This is a genomic window from Nocardia aurantiaca, assembly GCF_009708175.1.
Lineage (GTDB): Bacteria > Actinomycetota > Actinomycetes > Mycobacteriales > Mycobacteriaceae > Nocardia > Nocardia aurantiaca.
In genome coordinates this window covers 460412-475372 of record NZ_WMBB01000004.1, presented here as the reverse complement: position 1 = coordinate 475372, position 14961 = coordinate 460412, and the positions used below count along the sequence as shown (strand labels likewise).

Here is a 14961-nt window from a genome sequence, read left to right as displayed (position 1 = left end):
GCTAATCGAGGGCAAATCCATCGGCTGGGGTTCGGCCGCCCCAGTGCGCCAACCGGCTACCCGGCCGCGCGAACCAGGTCGCGTAGAAGAGCAAGGATACGGCGGCCAGCGAGCCCAGTACGACGATCCCTGCCGGTATCGGATGTTCCGCCATGGTCGCGGCCAGGAACCGATAGGACAGCAACAATCCGGCGAGCACCGCCACGCCGAGCGACACGATTCGGGCTCGGGGCAGGTCCCAGCCGCGCTCGGGATCTCGCAGCGCCGACTCCACCGTCAGGCACAGCACCGCGCCCGCCACCAGATCGCTGCCGTAGTGGTAGCCGAAGCCCAGTGTCGCGAGCAGCGTGCACACCAGCCAGAAGGTCCCCGCCCAGCGCAGCCAGCGCGGCGCGGTGCGGGAGTGGATGAAAAGCGCGGTCGCCCAAGCGGTGTGCATGGACGGCATGCAGTTGCGGGCGGTCTCGGAGTCGAACAGCATCGGCTGCGGGTCGGTGGTCAGGGCGCTCCAGACCTGCGGCCAGTCACCGATCTCCAGGCCGTGGCCGAGCGGGCCGTAGGCGAAGACCGGGCCGACCACGGGGAACAGCACGTAGCCGAGCGGGCCGATCACGCCCAGCACCAGGAAGGTCCGCACCAGGTGATGCCGCGGCCATGAGCTGGTCGTCACTCGGCGCAGCTGCCACACCGCGACGACGACCGCCGCCACCGGCAGCTGGATGTAGACCACGTGCAACACGTGCGAGGGCAGCGGACCCAGCGCGTCGAGCGCGCGTCCGACCAGCCACGCCGGTTCGCCCAATGCCCGGTCGGCGAGCTGAACGTACTGGTCCAGCACCCGGGGCCCGGTGACGATGCTGACCATCAGCCAGGTGTCGGCGAGTTTGGAGGCCATGATCAGCAGGACGCCGAAGGCGATGGCCTGCACCGCGGTCCGCCTGCGTTCGCCCTCCCAGCGCACGACCACGAGGGTCAAGGCCGTCAAGGCCAGCGTCGGCCCGGTGCCGATCGAGACGTGCCATCCGCACGCGGCCTGCAGCGCCAGGGTCAGCAGGTCCAGCACCGCCGCGGCAACCAGGCTGACGACCCGGACCCGGGAGGGCACGCCGATGCACGCCAACCCCAGTCCGGCCCAGGACACGGCCGCTGACTGCGGATTCGCGAAGTAGTCGTCCAGCAGGCTGCGCAGCGGGCCCATCACCCCGTGCGCCGAGGCCCACACCTGCGCGACCATCAGCAACACCACCGCCACGCCCAGCCCGGCGGCCGGGATGAGCCGAGAACGGGTCCAGCTACCGGTCGATACCGAGCTGGAAACGTTCATCTTGTGGTCTACCAGCACTGTTAATCGATAACACAGTGCAAACGGAGGCACAACATCCGGTTACCGGAATCCGATATCGGGGTGGTTCGGATCAGGTGACAACGCCGTGGATTCCTGTCCGGGCTCGGCGGATCTTGGTGGGAGCCACCTGCGTCAGCGAGCGCTCACCGGGCCGATCAGCTGAATAAGAAGGCCATTTCGCACCAGCTGACGCGGATGTAGAGGCACGGGCTCATCCGCCGCGAGTGGATGCCCGGCGGCATCGCGATCGTGCTGACCGACACGGGCACTGCCACCCGGGGCCGACGGACGCCGAGGCGGGCGGTCCGCCGCCACCTACCGGAGACCGGCTCGCGGCTGAGGATCGGATAACCCTGCGGCGCACAGCCGTTGCGCTGACCGGACCGGTCGAAGCGGCGACGGTCGAGCCGACTGCCAGTCATCATGGGCACCAAACAGTCCTCGTGGCCAAGGGATTTGCCATACATTGGGCACGGCCGAGCTCGGATGTGCTCCGAGCCGCAGTGTCGCGTCATCGGCAGCAGACACCCGCCATTGGCGTGAGAGTGCGAGAGCGCTGACAGGACATGTCGGTCGAAAACTGTTGGACCGCCTCGACAATCAGACCCGACCCCGCAGGTTGGAGAGCGAGAACACTCGCCAACCTGCGGGTTCACGAGTCGGGGTGACAGGATTTGAACCTGCGACCCTCCGCTCCCAAAGCGGATGCGCTACCAAGCTGCGCTACACCCCGTTGCGCGTCGGACTCGACGCTCCCCGCTGAACGGGTAAGAGCGGGTGACGGGAATCGAACCCGCACCATCAGCTTGGAAGGCTGAGGTTCTACCATTGAACTACACCCGCAGTGCCCGCATCCATGGATGCCGCGTGCGTTGAGCACTGTACCGAACCTCACTCCCGGAATGCCAATCAGGTCGTGTCGCCGCACGTCGCGGCCGGTCGGATGAGTCGTTCGGCGCGTCGTGGAGAACATGCCGAAATCAGATGTAACACCGGGGCTTCAGCTGCGATGACACTTCCGATCGCCATTCGCGAGACAGCGAGAACCTGTTCTAATCATGGGTTTTCGATGTCGGGTGGCTTGCTAGGATCCTTTTTGTCCGGACGGGGGTATCTGGAAAGGGGGCGGTGAGCATGCACCACTGGTGTGGCCGACCGCGCGGTAGTGAGTTCGATTCGAAGGGCATGACCGGCGCGGCCGCCGGCCCTGGCATCACGTACGCAGGGTGAGCGCGCATGCCCATCCGTCTGGACACCCGAACCGCCGCTGTCGTCGCGGCGACCATCCGGGAATGGGTGCGGGCAATGCACCCGGGCGCGAGCAGCGCCGCGCTGGGCCAGGAGCCCGGCGTTCCCCCCGATGAACTCGAGCGCATCTTCGGCCGGGTCATCGACGATCTGCTGGAATTGGCCGGGTCCGAACCGTTTCCGGTGGAGGCCGCTCGCCGTATCGGACGCAGCCTGGCCGAGTCTCCGTTCGAGCGCACCCGCATGCTCGCTCCCGCCAGTCGCGCGCTGCTCGGGCTCGCGCCGGGGGTGCGCGGTTCGCTGATCGCCACCCGCTGGTCGTTCATCGCCAGCCAGGCCATCGACGCCTATGCCGAGGCGCTGCAGCAGCGCGCCCTCGCCCAGCAGGAACGCAGCCTCTCCGAGGCGGTGTCGGTGCGGGTGCAGGAGATCGCGGCGCTGCAGACCCGGCTGCGGCACGAGGCCACCCATGACGCCCTCACCGACCTGGCCAACCGCTCGCTGCTGCAGGAGCGGGTGCGAGTGATGGCCACCGATCCGGCGCGCGGAGTCGGGCTGCTGCTCATCGACCTCGACGATTTCAAGGCGATCAATGACGGCTACGGCCATACGGTCGGCGACGAGGTGCTGGTGACCATTGCTCAGCGGCTGCGCTCGACATGCGGGCCCGAGCCCGTGATCGCGCGCTACGGCGGTGACGAATTCGTGGTCGCGCTGCCCGCCCGTCGCAATACCCTGGGCGAGCTGGCCATGCGAGTGCTGGCCGCGCTGTGCGAGCCGGTGCCCACGGCCGCCGGTCCGGTTCCGGCGTCGGCGAGCGTCGGCACCGCCTTCTGCCCACCCGGCCGCGACTGCGACTTCTCGGATCTGCTGCGCAGCGCCGACCGGGCCATGTATTCGGCGAAAACTGCGGGCAAACGACAGTTCGCGGTGTCAGAGCTAGATGAAGAGGAGGTTGATCCAGGTCGCCGCAGCTCTCATTTTGCCGCAGTGGCCGGATAGCCTTCGGGTTTCGGGAGGCTCGCACAGTTAGCAACTGATCGGCGAATTCTGCCGCGTAGGCTGGTCGCGTGGCTACGGTCGTCGTTCTGCTCAGTGTCATGGTGGTTGTGCTGCTGGCCGTCGTGGTGGTCAGCCGTACGCAACGGTCGCGGACCACGGCGCAGCTCGCGGATGCCAAGGCCGATGCGCGACGGGTGATCGAACGTCTCGGCGGGCAGGTCTACAGCCTTGCCGGCACGGATGACGCCTCCAAGCAGGCCCTCGCCGACGCGGGGGAGCGGTTCAACGCCGCGGGCTCGCAGATCGAGCAGGCCGGCACGCCCGCCCAGGCACGGCTGGCGAAAGAGACTGCGCTCGAAGGCCTTTACTACGTGCGCGCTGCCCGTTCCGCCATGGGGATGGATCCCGGACCGGCCGTGCCCGAGCTCGACGGACAGCGCAGCGCCGGTCGGGTCACCGAGGATCGGGCGATCGACTTCGACGGCCGCCGCATCGAGGCCTCGCCCACGCCGTCGGCCACCACCCCGAACTACTACCCGGGTGGCCGTGTCGCGGGCCGTCCAGTTCCAGCCGGCTGGTATTCCGAGCCCTGGTGGAAGACCGCGCTCGTCGCCGGCGCCTGAGGTGTCGGCTCCGCGGTCCTGTTCGATGCCCTCTTCAGCGGTATGTCCGGTGTCGGCTACGACGCGGCCGCCTTCGAAAGCGGCTACGGCGACGGCTATCAGGCGGGCCTGGACGCCGCCGACGGCGGATATGCCGACGGCGGGTCCGACCAGGGCGCCTACGACCAGGGCGCCTACGACCAGGGCGCCTACGACCAGGGCGCCTACGACCAGGGCGGGATGGACCCCGGCGCGGACCTGGGCGGCGGGGATTTCGGCGGATTCGACGGCGACTTCTGACGCCCGGTCACTGCCGGGTGTCGGCGCGCGTCGCGTCGAGGAAGACGCGGATCGCGCTGGTCAGCTGGGCGGGCTGATCCTCGGGTGAGAAGGTGTACGAGTCGCGGATCCATTCGATGCGCGCGTCGGGGAATTCGGCGGCCAGGCGTTCGGCGTAGCGGTCCGGGAAGAATCGATCGCCGGCCGACCAGGCCAACAGCACCGGCTGCTCGAAATCGGCGAAAGTCTTTGCGGCGGTGAGGGTGTACCGGCTGTCGAGACCTCCGATGGCGCGGCGGACATCCTCGCGGATGGCTTTCGCGGAGACGGGCAGGGCGTAGGAGTCGCTGACCGCACGCTCGATCGGACCGTGCGCCAGCCGGCCGTAGGCGATGGGCAGGCGGCGCACCGGGCGGATGCGCATACTCAGCGCCAGGCAGGCGAGTGCGCCCGGGGTGCGGGCGGCCAGGCCGAGATAGTCGAAGAACGGCGGCGGGAAATTCTCATAGGCATCGCAGGAGGTCAGCACCAGCCGGGCGACAAGATCCGGGCGGGCGGCGACCACGAGTTGGCTCACTGCGCCGCCGGAGTCGTTGCCCACCAACGTGACCGGGCCAAGGTCGAGCTGTTCGACGGCCTGGATCACCAGTTGCGCGAGGCCGGGGGCGGAGAGGTCGGCGGCGGGCATGGCGGTGGTGTGCGAGCCGAAGGGCAGATCGATTGCCACGCAGCGGAATTCGCCTGCCAGCGCCGGGATGACCTTGCGCCACAGGTTGGCGTTGACCAGGAGTCCGTGCACGAATACGAGGGGGTCGCCACTGCCGGTGTCGAATACGGTCAGCGCCCCCTGCGGCAGGGACAGTTCACGTCGGGTGCCGAGGGCGGGGTCGCGCCAGCCGGCTCGGGATTCGGGGGTGATGGTGTGCGTCATCTGGATGACTCCTCATGGAGCAGAGACGGTGATGAGGTCTTCAAACTAACAAACAGGCTGCCTGTTTTCAATGGTCGCGCGCTACGATCCACCCACCGAGCCAGAAAGGTGTCGATGATCAGGCAAGCCGAACGATCCGAGTCGACCCGCGCGAACCTGATGGCCGCCGCGCGCGAACTGTTCGCCGAACGCGGCTATGCCGCGGTCGGCACTCCCGAGATCGTCGAGCGCGCCGGCAGTTCGCGCGGCGCGCTGTATCACCAGTTCAAGGACAAGAAGGACCTGTTCCGCGCGGTCTACGAACAGGTGCAGCAGGAGATCCTGCAGCAGGTCGCCGAGACCATGGCCGACGCGCCGCCCTCCGACCCCATGGCCGTCCTCGAAGCCGGTCTGCACAACTTCCTGCTCTCCTGCGTCGACCCCGAACGCGTCCGCATCACTCTCATCGACGCTCCCTCGGTGCTCGGCTGGCAGGAATGGCGCGCGGTCGATGAGAAGTACGGCCTGGGCCTGGTCGTCGCGGGCCTCGAAGCCGGCATCCAAGCGGGCGCCCTGCGTGCCGACCTCGATGTTCGCCCCCTGTCCCTGATGATCCTCTCCGCTCTCGGCGAGGCCGCCATGTTCATCGCCAACTCGGACGATCCCGAAACCGCCCGCGCCCGCACCGAACCCGCGGTCCTGGCCTTGGTGAACGGTCTACGCGTCTAGGCATCCAGACACCGAACCCGGTGACACCGCACGGAATTCACGGCAGTCGGTCTCGGAATCGATCGGATGACGGACCTGGTGCTCACGCCGCAATCGGGACGCAGGCGGCGGTCGGCGGCTCGTCCGGGGCTGGGCGATCCTCGCGCCGCGCTGGAGAGCTCGGCCCGGCGGCGGGATGTTTCGCGCCGCCCGAGATCGCGGACAACGGTCTCGGCGGGGGCGAGGCGGCCCCGGAGGGGCGGGCCGCGCACTATCGCCGAACGCAACACCGATCTGGACGGCGTGTTCAGCAGGCTCGGATTGGACAGGCGCGGCACCACGCTGCTGTGTCGGTGCGGGGCCGGTCCCGCGGGTCTAGTTGCTCGGCTCCGCGGGCTGGGGAGCCGCCTGCGGCGCGGGCGTCGGAGTGGTGGTCTTGTCGGCCCACTTGGTGGTGCCGTCGGCGGCCTGCATGGTGGAGAGCAGGTCGATGCCGGAGGCGATCAGGGTGGGGCCGCCCAGGGCGATGCTGCCGATAATGCCGCCCGCGGCGGCGCCGGTGGTCAGTCCCGGGACACACCCGGCCACCAGGGTGACGAGGCAGCCGATGGTCGCGCCGATGGCGGTGCCGACGAAGGTGCCGATGGTGGTGGCCAGGCTGAACTGGGTGGTGAAGTTGCTGAGCGCGCGGTCGTTCTCGACCTGCGAGGCCACCGGCTTCACGACCAGCGGCTGTGACAGGGGCACCCCGGCCGGCTTGTCGGGGGTGAGGGCCAGCACGGTGCCGTCCTTCCGCACCTCCGGCTTGACCGGGATGTCGACGGGTCCGAGGTGGAATTCCAACGGCAGGGTGAGCAGCACCTTGCCGTCGCCGTCTTTCACGTTCACCACGTCGACGGGCCTGGCCGCCGGGTCCGAGCCGGTGGCCGCCGGATCGGTGGCAGATGCTTGCGACAGCTCGAACGTGCCGCCCTTGAGGGTGGTGACGACCGTCTTGTCCACCAGCTTGGCCGAGTACACGAGGCCGGGCGCCGGTTCGGCGCTCGCCGGGCCGGTGACGACCGATAGCGCGGCCGCCTGGGTCACGAGTGCACCGATCACCAGGGTGGCAGTCGCGCAGGTGTTGCGGAACTCCATGCGGTATCCAATCCGTCATCAGGTGTGGGCCGATCCGAACCCAGGAGCTTAATGGAAATCGATGCTGCCGAACAGGTTTCGGGCGCAAAAGGGCAAGCGGGAAATATTCGTCCGTTATCGGGAAATAATCCCCAACGTCCGGGTTGCCGCAGTGTCGCCCACCATAGCGCCCCACGTGCGCGTGCGCGCGCCGATTCGGCAAACTCCTACCCATGAGCGTCAGATACAGCGCCGGCGTCCTGTTGTTCCGCCGCGCCGGCGGCCTCGAAGTGCTGATCGGGCATATGGGCGGCCCATTGTGGGCGAAGAAGGACGCCTCCGCCTGGTCCATCCCCAAAGGCGAGTACGACCCCGGCGAGGAGCAGGCGCGAGACGCCGCCCGCCGGGAATTCAGCGAGGAACTCGGATTGCCCGTGCCCGAGGGGGAGTGGATTCCGCTCGGCGACGTCCGCTACGGCAGCGGGAGCAGCAAAAAGCAGCTCACCGTCTGGGCGGTCGAGGGCGACCTCGACCCCGCACTGGTGGTACCGGGCACCTTCGAGCTGGAATGGCCTCCGCGCTCCGGACGAATCGCCGAATTCCCCGAAATCGACCGGATGGCCTGGTTCGATCTCGCCACCGCCGAAGAGAAGCTGGGCAAGGGCCAGCGGCCATACCTCCAACGGCTGAGCACGCAGTTGGCCGCGGAAACCGACTAGTCGCGCCGAGACCCCTGTAGCCGCAGGACAGTGGGCCGGGAGCCGCGGCAGGTTCGGCGGCCACACGGCCGATCTACAGGCGCGGGTCGACCGGTTCGGTCTCCAGCGCAAGGATCGCGAACACCGCCTCATGGACGCGCCAGAGCGGCTCGCGGGCGACAAAGCGGTCCAGCGCCTCCAGACCCAGCGCGTATTCGCGCAGCGCCATGGACCGCTTGCCGCCGAGACCGCGATGGCGCAGGCGGTGCAGCTGGTCGGGACGCAGGTACTCCGGGCCGTAGATGATCCGGAGGTATTCCGGCCCACGGCATTTCACGCCCGGCTGCACCGGCCGCCCGCTACGGGTGCCGCTGCCGGACAGCAGCGAACCCAGCGGCTTGACCACCATGCCCTCGCCGCCTGCCGCCGTGAGCTCGGTCCACCAGGTCGTCGCGGCCGCCTCGGCCTCGGCGGAGGCGAGGTCGACCAGGCGGCGACCGGTCGGGGTGAGGAACTCCGGATCGGCGGCGACCAGGCGGTCGATGCGCTCCAAGTGCCAATTGTGGTCGCGCCCGGCGTAATTCGCGCCGGACGCGGCCAGCAGCTGGAACGGGGCCAGACGCACGCCGTCGAGGCCATCGGTGGGCCAGCAGTAACGGCCGTAGGCGGTGGTGAAGGCATCGGCGTCCGCCCGGCGCGCCTCGGTGCGCGCGGCGAGATCGCCTACCGCCAAACCTCTTTCGGCCGCGGTCGCCAGCACCTCGGAGGCCCGGGCGAGCGAGGCGCGCGCCGCCGCGCCGACCGCCGCGTACTGGGTGCGCAGCAGCCCCAGCGCCTTGGCCGACCACGGCAGCAGTTCGGTGTCCAGCAGCAACCAGTCGGTGTCCAATTCCTCGAACAGCCCGGCGGTTTCGGCCGCCGCCCGCACCCGGGCCAGCAGCGTCTCGGTCCGCGCCGGATCGTCGAAGAAGGGGCGGCCGGTGCGGGTGTACACCGCGCCGGTGCTGCCGTCCTCGATGCCGAACCGGTCCCGGCCCGCCCGCTCCGACCGCGAAACGACCACGACCGCACGCGAACCCATGTGCTTCTCCTCGCACACCACGGTGTCCACGCCCTCGGAGCGGTAGTACTCGAAGGCCTGGGCCGGGTGCTCGAGATAGCCGTCCAGCGTGGAGGTGGCGCACGGCGACATGGTCGGCGGCAGGTACACCAGCCAGCGCGGGTCCACGGCGAAGCGGCTCATCACCTCGAGCGCGGCGCTCGCGGCGTCCTCCTGCACGGTGACCCGGCCGAGGTGGCGGGTCTCCACCACACGCCGGCCCAGCACGTCGTCCAAATCGAGCACGCCCGGATCCCGCCGCACCACCGCCTCGCCCGTGGCGAAGGTGGCGGCCTCGAGCGGGCGCACCGGCTCGAACCAGACCTGTTCGGCCGGAACCGACACCGGCTCCCGCTCCGGGTAGCGCAGGGCGGTCAGGCGGCCGCCGAACACCGCGCCGGTATCCAGGCACAGAGTGTTGTTCACCCATACGAGTTCGGTCATCGGTGTGTGGCCGTAGAGAACCAGCGCCTTGCCACGGTAGTCATTGGCCCACGGGTAGCGCACCGGCAGCCCGTATTCGTCGGTCTCGCCGGTGGATTCGCCATACATGGCGAACTCGCGCACCCGACCCGAGGTGCGGCCCTGGTACTCCTCCTTCAGGCCCGCGTGCGCGACCACCAGCTTGCCTCCGTCGAGGACGTAGTGGCTGACCAGCCCGCGCATGAATTCGTGTGCGGCCTTGTGGAATTCGGCATCCTCGGCTTCCAACTGGGTCAGCGACTCGGCTAGGCCGTGCGCCACCTTCACGCGGCGGCCGTCCAGTGCGCGCACCAGCTTGAATTCGTGGTTTCCGGTGACGCACAAAGCGTTTCCGGACCCGACCATGCCCATGACCAGCCGTAGCACGCCGGGCGTATCCGGCCCCCGATCGACCAGGTCGCCGACGAACACCGCCGTGCGCCCCTCCGGGTGCCGCGCGTCCACCGCGCGCCCGTCCGCGTCCCGGGCGATGGCGTAGCCGAGTTCGCCCAGCAGCGTTTCCAGCTCGCCGCGGCAGCCGTGCACATCTCCGATCACGTCGAACGGTCCGGTGAGATCGGTCTTGTCGTTCCACAGCCGCTCGTCCACGATGGTGGCCGCGTCGATCTCCTCGACGCCGCGCAGCACATGCACTTTGCGGAAACCCTCGCGCTCCAGGAACTTCAACGAGCGCCGCAGGTCGCGCTGGTGGCGGCCGACCACGTGTGGACCGAGATCCGCGCGGTCCACACGCAGGGCATTGCGCCGCACGCACACGTCCTCCGGCACGTCGAGCACGATCGCCACCGGCAGCACGTCGTGGGCGCGCGCCAATTCCACCAGCGCCTGCCGTGCCTTGGGCTGCACATTGGTGGCGTCGACGACGGTGCGCAGCCCGCGCCGCAGGCGTACGCCGGCCACGTGGTGCAGCAGGTCGAACGCCTCGGCGGTCACCGACTGATCTGCCTCGTCATCGCTCACCAGCCCCCGATAGGCGTCTGAGGACAGCACCGCCGTCGACCGGAAGTGCTTGCGCGCGAAGGTGGATTTTCCGGAACCCGTGCTGCCGATCAGCACGACGAGCGACAGCACCGGGATGGACAGCTCTGCCATTACGCGGCCCCTTTCTCGTCGCCATCGTCGCGCTTGGTTTCCTCGTCGGCGAGCACGGCATCCTGTTTCGTGAACACGGCCATCTGTGTCGATGCCCCCACTTCCGCATCCTCGGGCCCGATCGGCTCAAATCGCACGGCGTACCCATACGTTTCACCGACCCGGTGCGCCCATTCGGCGAATTCTGCCCGGCTCCACTCGAATCGGTGATCCGAGTGCCGGAAAGCGCCGGCCGCGAGCCCGCCATAGCGCACGTTGTACTCGCTGTTGGGCGTGGTCACGACGACGGCGCCCGGAGTCGCCGCACCGAACACCGCGTGCTCCAGCGCCTTCAGCCGAGACGCGTCCACGTGCTCGATCACCTCCATGAGCACGGCCGCGTCATACCCCCGCAACGAGGCGTCGGTATACGTGAGCGCTCCCTGCCACACGGTGATCCGTCGCGCCTGCCACTCCGGCAGCCGCCGCAGCCGCCGCGCCGCGATCTTCAACTCCCGCATCGACACATCTATCCCGACGAGCTCGCCGAAAGCCCGGTCCGCCACCAGTTCCCGCAGAAGCGACCCCTGCCCGCATCCGAGATCGAGCACTCGGTGCGCCCCGAGCTCCAGCAGTGCCCGATGCACGGCCGCGCGGCGCAGCACGGCCAGCGAGGGACCGCGCTCGCCGTTGGCGAGCGCGCACCCGGTCGCCGCGGCATCGTTCCCGGTCGGCTCCGCCGAGGTGTCGTCGGCCGAGTCCGCCGTCGCACCGGAATCGCTCTCGGCCACAACGTCGTCGCCGAGGTCCTCGATGGCGTCCAGTTCCTCCGGCTCGGCGTCGTCCAATTCCGCCAGGCGCGCCAGCGCGGTGCGAACCAGGGTGTGACGCCGGGTCAGGTAGCGGCGGGTGATCCACTCGCGCTCCGGGTGCTCGGTGAGCCAGCCCTCGCCGAAGCGGAGCAGCTTGTCGATCTCGGCGCTGTCGAGCCAGTAGTGCTTGCTGCCGTCGAGTACCGGCAACAGCACATACAGGTGCGACAGCGCATCGGCCAGCCGCAGGGTCCCGGTGAGTTCGAGCCGCAGACAATGCGAGTCGCCCCACTCGGGGAAGGCCGGGTCCAGCGGGAGGGGAGCGGCCGCGACGGTCCAGCCCAGCGGCGCGAAAACCCGCTCGGCGTACTCCGGCCCGCCCTTGCATGGCACGGCCGGGAGCTCGATCCACAGTGGCAGCGCGGTTTCGGCCAGTTCCGGCCGCTGCGTGCAGCGACCGTGCAGGGCGGTGCCGAGAACCGTCGAAATGGCCACGGACAGTAGCGAAGACGCCGCGTACGGCCGATCGTTGACATACTGGCCGAGGCTGAATTCCGGCGTGCCCTTGGACTTCCCACGCCCCGCTCCGTTTCCCCGCGCTTGCCGCACCGGATCGATCTCCAGCATCAGCGTGGCCGTGCAGCGCTCGTCGCGCGCCTCCGGGTAGAGGACGTGCGCCACTCCGTAGGACTGCTCGAAAGTCTGTATGCGCGAAGGATTCTTGTGCAGCAGGTACCCCAGATCGGTGGCGGGCCATTCGGCCCCCACGGGTCGCGTACAAGAAATCGTCAACAGCATCCTGAGATGCTCCCGTAGGCTGGGAGTGGTCGCAAACACATTTCCGTCTACGGAGAATGCCGTGTCGTTCGCGAATTGTCACGGACCGGTCGCGATCTCCCGCTGAACGGTTGCCGCCCGCAATGAATGCGATCACACTCGAAAAGGCGCGTCCGGGGGAGGATCTCGCCGACATTTCGACAGCATGGCGCGAAGCTCACACCAGCACACGGCGATAGATGATCCGGCGGCCCGGAGCGAACCTGTACGACGGGTGGTGGCGGGATGCGCCGAACTGATTCGACGATCCGGCGCGGTTACGCCGGAAGGTTACCGCTGGTCTCGGTCGCGGTACTGGTGAGCGCCTGCACGATCGCGGGCGCGCCGCGGGTGGCGACGCCGGAACTGCGAACTCTCGATCTCGGCGGCTACAGCGGCAGTCCCCTCACCGCACCGCCGGATGCCGGTGAAACCTATGGACGGCTGATGGAATCGGTGCGCATGGCCGAAGCCGTCGTTTCGCCCCGGGCGGTCGACCCCGCCCTGTCGCGGATCTCGGCCATACCGGTCCCGTCTCCGACGGAAGCGGTCGGCATTCTCGCCGACGCGACCCGATCGACGCTCACCGCTCACGGGATGCTGGCCGGGTTCAGCATCGGCGGCACCGACGATCCGACCGGCATGCCGAAGATCGACGCGACCGGTATACCGGAGTCCGGCCCGATCCGATCGGTGCGCATCACGGTCCTGCGCATGCGCGACAATATGGCGGCCATCGATGCGGCCCGGGAGATCGACGCCTTCGACTTCGCCGTCAATCGCGACAATGTCACCGTTCGGTTCCCCGATTACTTTGCGACGTACGGACATTGGCGACCCTCTGTCCCGACGATGGCCGCGACCCTCGCCCACGGTCCCTACGTGGTAAGCCTGTTCATCACCAACCAGACCACCGACCGTGCCGCCATGAGGGCGCTGGCCACCGCCACCTTCGACGCGGAACTTCCACGGCTGGACGCGTTCACACCGACTACGCCCGAGGCACTCTCGGCGTTGCCGCTCGATCCGGGCGGCATGCTGGCTCGCCTGCTGCCCGCCGAACCCGGTCAATGGCCGTACCCCAGGCTGTTCCAAGACGAGTACCAGCTCATCGCGGGTTGGGGCGGCCCCCGGCGCGCGACCGGCGTGGTGTACGGCCCGATCGTCGCCGACCTCCGGATCAACCGGCCCGGCGACACCGCCCGCATCCCGGTCGAGGCCGTCGCCATCGCGGATTCCGCGCAACTGCTGCGTTTTCCCGACGCCGTCGCCGCCCGGCAGGCGTTGCGCAGACTGTCCGAGCCGGGCGCGACCCGATCCCTCGCGGCCCCGCCGGACGGCGTTCCGGACGCCGTCTGTCTGCGCGGTTTCGGTGTGAACTCGCAGGCGGGCGACCACGACTACACCTGCCTGGTGCTGGACGGCCGCTACCTGGCGCTGGTATCCGGCCCGACCGAGCAAGCCGTACACCGAATGGCCGCCGCCCAGTACGCCGTCCTGGTCACCGGCCGCTAGCGCGCCCGCCCCGGCGCCGCCTCCGGATCACAACGTGCGCGACGCCGTAGGACTGCTCCGCCGCATCGGGTTGGGGAACTCGCTCGATATTCAGGTCCCGCGGCTGATCGTTGGCCTAGGCCCGTCCCCCGACAGTGCGCGGAACCGGTGGGAAGCAGGCGTCACGGACGGGAAGCAGGCGTGGAGCTACGCTTCCTGCCCCTCACCGGCGCACTCCATTTCGGTAGAACCGCCGAGTGCCTGCATGTTTCGGCGGCTCCCGACGAGAGAACCGCATCCGCCACCAACTTCGAGAAGGTCGCCGCCGCCGAATCCGCCATGACCGCGGGCGATCCACGCAACCTGCTGTTCTCCAGCCTCGGGTTGGTCGGCGCTGGACGCTGGCCTGGCCGCAATTGCGCCGGATTATCCTGGGTGCGGACCAGTCCCTCGATGAATTTCGCTTGGTCATCGGCGCAGCGGTCGAAAACTCTCGCGGCCGCGCCCTGCTCGGCGGGTGCCGATCCCACCGTGTAGGTTCGGCGCGACGCCGCAATCTTCGCGGCAATCCGGGTCAGACGGACGGGAGCGGGAATGCGCTTGGTGGGCAAGGTCGGTGTGATCGGTGCGATCGCGGCCGCCACGGTGCTGGCGGCGGGCTGCGGCAGCAGCGGCGACAACAAGGCGGCGTCTACCTCCACGACCACCGCCGCGACCAGCACGGCCGCCACCGCCACCCAGAGCAAGGGCCGCGAGTGCACCGCCGACGACATCAAGGTCGACGGCGGCTTCGGCGAGGCTCCCAAGATCACCATCCCGGACGACTGCGATCCGCCCAAGCAGCTCATCGTGAAAGACCTGGTCCCGGGCAGCGGCCCGGGCGCCAAGGCCGGCGACCAGCTGACCATGAACTACACGCTGGTTACCTGGTCGAACAAGAAGGTTCTGGACAGTTCCTTCACTCGCGGCGAGCCCTTCGACCTGCCGCTGGGCGCTGGCAAGGTCATCAAGGGTTGGGATCAGGGCCTGGTCGGCGTCCAACAGGGCGCGCGCCGACTGCTCATCGTCCCGCCGGACCTGGGCTACGGCGCGGGCGGGCGCGGTATCAAGCCGTACGAGACCCTGGTCTTCGTCACCGACGCCGTCAAGGTCGGTAGCTGACTTCCCCGACTCCCCGGAGTTTCCGCCGGTAGTCGGGTGCCGCCCTCCCATCTCGCTCCGGGCCGCCGGTCAGTACCGGGTCGGGTCTCGGGCGGCCCCGGCGAGTCACTGCCATCC

General features: G+C 68.9%; 11 protein-coding genes, 2 tRNA genes and 1 pseudogene. 7 read left to right on the top strand and 7 right to left on the bottom strand.

Going from position 1 to position 14961, the window contains the following annotated elements:
- Position 1 precedes the first annotated feature (1 nt).
- The 3 genes from GLP40_RS10940 to GLP40_RS10930 form a co-directional block, all read right to left on the bottom strand.
- Positions 2-1324 (bottom strand): phosphatase PAP2 family protein, encoded by a 1323-nt coding sequence (locus GLP40_RS10940; protein WP_154787825.1) that lies wholly within the window; start codon positions 1322-1324, stop codon positions 2-4.
- 680 nt (positions 1325-2004) lie between these two features.
- Positions 2005-2078, bottom strand: a tRNA-Pro gene (locus GLP40_RS10935).
- Positions 2079-2117: 39 nt separating this feature from the next.
- Positions 2118-2188 (bottom strand) — tRNA-Gly (locus tag GLP40_RS10930).
- A gap of 393 nt (positions 2189-2581) precedes the next feature.
- Between GLP40_RS10930 and GLP40_RS10925 the strand changes: the two genes are divergently transcribed.
- Positions 2582-3595, top strand: a complete 1014-nt coding sequence (locus GLP40_RS10925) for a GGDEF domain-containing protein (protein WP_154787691.1) — start codon at positions 2582-2584, stop codon at positions 3593-3595.
- A 98-nt stretch (positions 3596-3693) separates the two neighbouring features.
- Positions 3694-4497 (top strand): annotated as a pseudogene (locus GLP40_RS10920) (DUF1542 domain-containing protein).
- Between the two features lie 7 nt (positions 4498-4504).
- On the opposite strand, the gene GLP40_RS10915 reads toward GLP40_RS10920, so the two are convergent.
- Entirely contained in the window at positions 4505-5407 is a 903-nt protein-coding gene (locus GLP40_RS10915) for an alpha/beta fold hydrolase (protein ID WP_154787690.1), read from the bottom strand.
- Between the two features lie 114 nt (positions 5408-5521).
- On the opposite strand from GLP40_RS10915, the gene GLP40_RS10910 reads away from it, so the two are divergent.
- Positions 5522-6115: a TetR/AcrR family transcriptional regulator gene (locus GLP40_RS10910; RefSeq protein WP_154787689.1), complete on the top strand. Its 594-nt coding sequence runs from the start codon at positions 5522-5524 to the stop codon at positions 6113-6115.
- A 354-nt stretch (positions 6116-6469) separates the two neighbouring features.
- On the opposite strand, the gene GLP40_RS10905 is transcribed toward GLP40_RS10910, so the two are convergent.
- Positions 6470-7231, bottom strand: a complete 762-nt coding sequence (locus tag GLP40_RS10905; RefSeq protein ID WP_154787688.1) for a hypothetical protein — start codon at positions 7229-7231, stop codon at positions 6470-6472.
- Between the two features lie 212 nt (positions 7232-7443).
- Here GLP40_RS10905 and GLP40_RS10900 point away from each other — a divergent pair, with 212 nt between their 5' ends.
- Positions 7444-7929: an NUDIX domain-containing protein gene (locus GLP40_RS10900; protein WP_154787687.1), complete on the top strand. Its 486-nt coding sequence runs from the start codon at positions 7444-7446 to the stop codon at positions 7927-7929.
- A gap of 73 nt (positions 7930-8002) precedes the next feature.
- Here the strand turns inward: GLP40_RS10900 and GLP40_RS10895 are convergent, their stop codons facing one another.
- Both GLP40_RS10895 and GLP40_RS10890 read right to left on the bottom strand, forming a co-directional pair.
- On the bottom strand, positions 8003-10582 hold the full coding sequence (locus GLP40_RS10895) for a polynucleotide kinase-phosphatase (RefSeq protein WP_154787686.1): 2580 nt from the start codon (positions 10580-10582) through the stop codon (positions 8003-8005).
- Positions 10582-12171, bottom strand: coding sequence for a 3' terminal RNA ribose 2'-O-methyltransferase Hen1 (locus GLP40_RS10890; RefSeq protein ID WP_154787685.1), 1590 nt, complete (start codon positions 12169-12171; stop codon positions 10582-10584). Before GLP40_RS10890 ends, GLP40_RS10895 begins: the two co-directional genes overlap by 1 nt.
- A 264-nt stretch (positions 12172-12435) precedes the next feature.
- Here GLP40_RS10890 and GLP40_RS10885 point away from each other — a divergent pair, with 264 nt between their 5' ends.
- The 3 genes from GLP40_RS10885 (at position 12436) to GLP40_RS10875 (ending at position 14844) form a co-directional block, all read left to right on the top strand.
- Positions 12436-13704 carry a DUF7373 family lipoprotein gene (locus GLP40_RS10885; RefSeq protein ID WP_154787684.1) on the top strand — a complete coding sequence of 423 codons (1269 nt, stop codon included), beginning with the start codon at positions 12436-12438 and terminating at the stop codon, positions 13702-13704.
- A 180-nt stretch (positions 13705-13884) separates the two neighbouring features.
- Entirely contained in the window at positions 13885-14220 is a 336-nt protein-coding gene (locus GLP40_RS10880) for a hypothetical protein (RefSeq protein WP_154787683.1), read from the top strand.
- A 57-nt stretch (positions 14221-14277) separates the two neighbouring features.
- Positions 14278-14844 (top strand): FKBP-type peptidyl-prolyl cis-trans isomerase, encoded by a 567-nt coding sequence (locus tag GLP40_RS10875; RefSeq protein WP_154787682.1) that lies wholly within the window; start codon positions 14278-14280, stop codon positions 14842-14844.
- Positions 14845-14961 lie beyond the last annotated feature (117 nt).

Excerpts from the sequence above, each read along its gene's own strand:
- GLP40_RS10940 (WP_154787825.1), bottom strand. The coding sequence starts at position 1,324 with ATGAACGTTTCCAGCTCGGTATCGACCGGTAGCTGGACCCGTTCTCGG.
- GLP40_RS10925 (WP_154787691.1), top strand. The coding sequence starts at position 2,582 with ATGCCCATCCGTCTGGACACCCGAACCGCCGCTGTCGTCGCGGCGACC.
- GLP40_RS10915 (WP_154787690.1), bottom strand. The coding sequence starts at position 5,407 with ATGACGCACACCATCACCCCCGAATCCCGAGCCGGCTGGCGCGACCCC.
- GLP40_RS10910 (WP_154787689.1), top strand. The coding sequence starts at position 5,522 with ATGATCAGGCAAGCCGAACGATCCGAGTCGACCCGCGCGAACCTGATG.
- GLP40_RS10905 (WP_154787688.1), bottom strand. The coding sequence starts at position 7,231 with ATGGAGTTCCGCAACACCTGCGCGACTGCCACCCTGGTGATCGGTGCA.
- GLP40_RS10900 (WP_154787687.1), top strand. The coding sequence starts at position 7,444 with ATGAGCGTCAGATACAGCGCCGGCGTCCTGTTGTTCCGCCGCGCCGGC.
- GLP40_RS10895 (WP_154787686.1), bottom strand. The coding sequence starts at position 10,582 with ATGGCAGAGCTGTCCATCCCGGTGCTGTCGCTCGTCGTGCTGATCGGC.
- GLP40_RS10890 (WP_154787685.1), bottom strand. The coding sequence starts at position 12,171 with ATGCTGTTGACGATTTCTTGTACGCGACCCGTGGGGGCCGAATGGCCC.
- GLP40_RS10885 (WP_154787684.1), top strand. The coding sequence starts at position 12,436 with ATGCGCCGAACTGATTCGACGATCCGGCGCGGTTACGCCGGAAGGTTA.
- GLP40_RS10875 (WP_154787682.1), top strand. The coding sequence starts at position 14,278 with ATGCGCTTGGTGGGCAAGGTCGGTGTGATCGGTGCGATCGCGGCCGCC.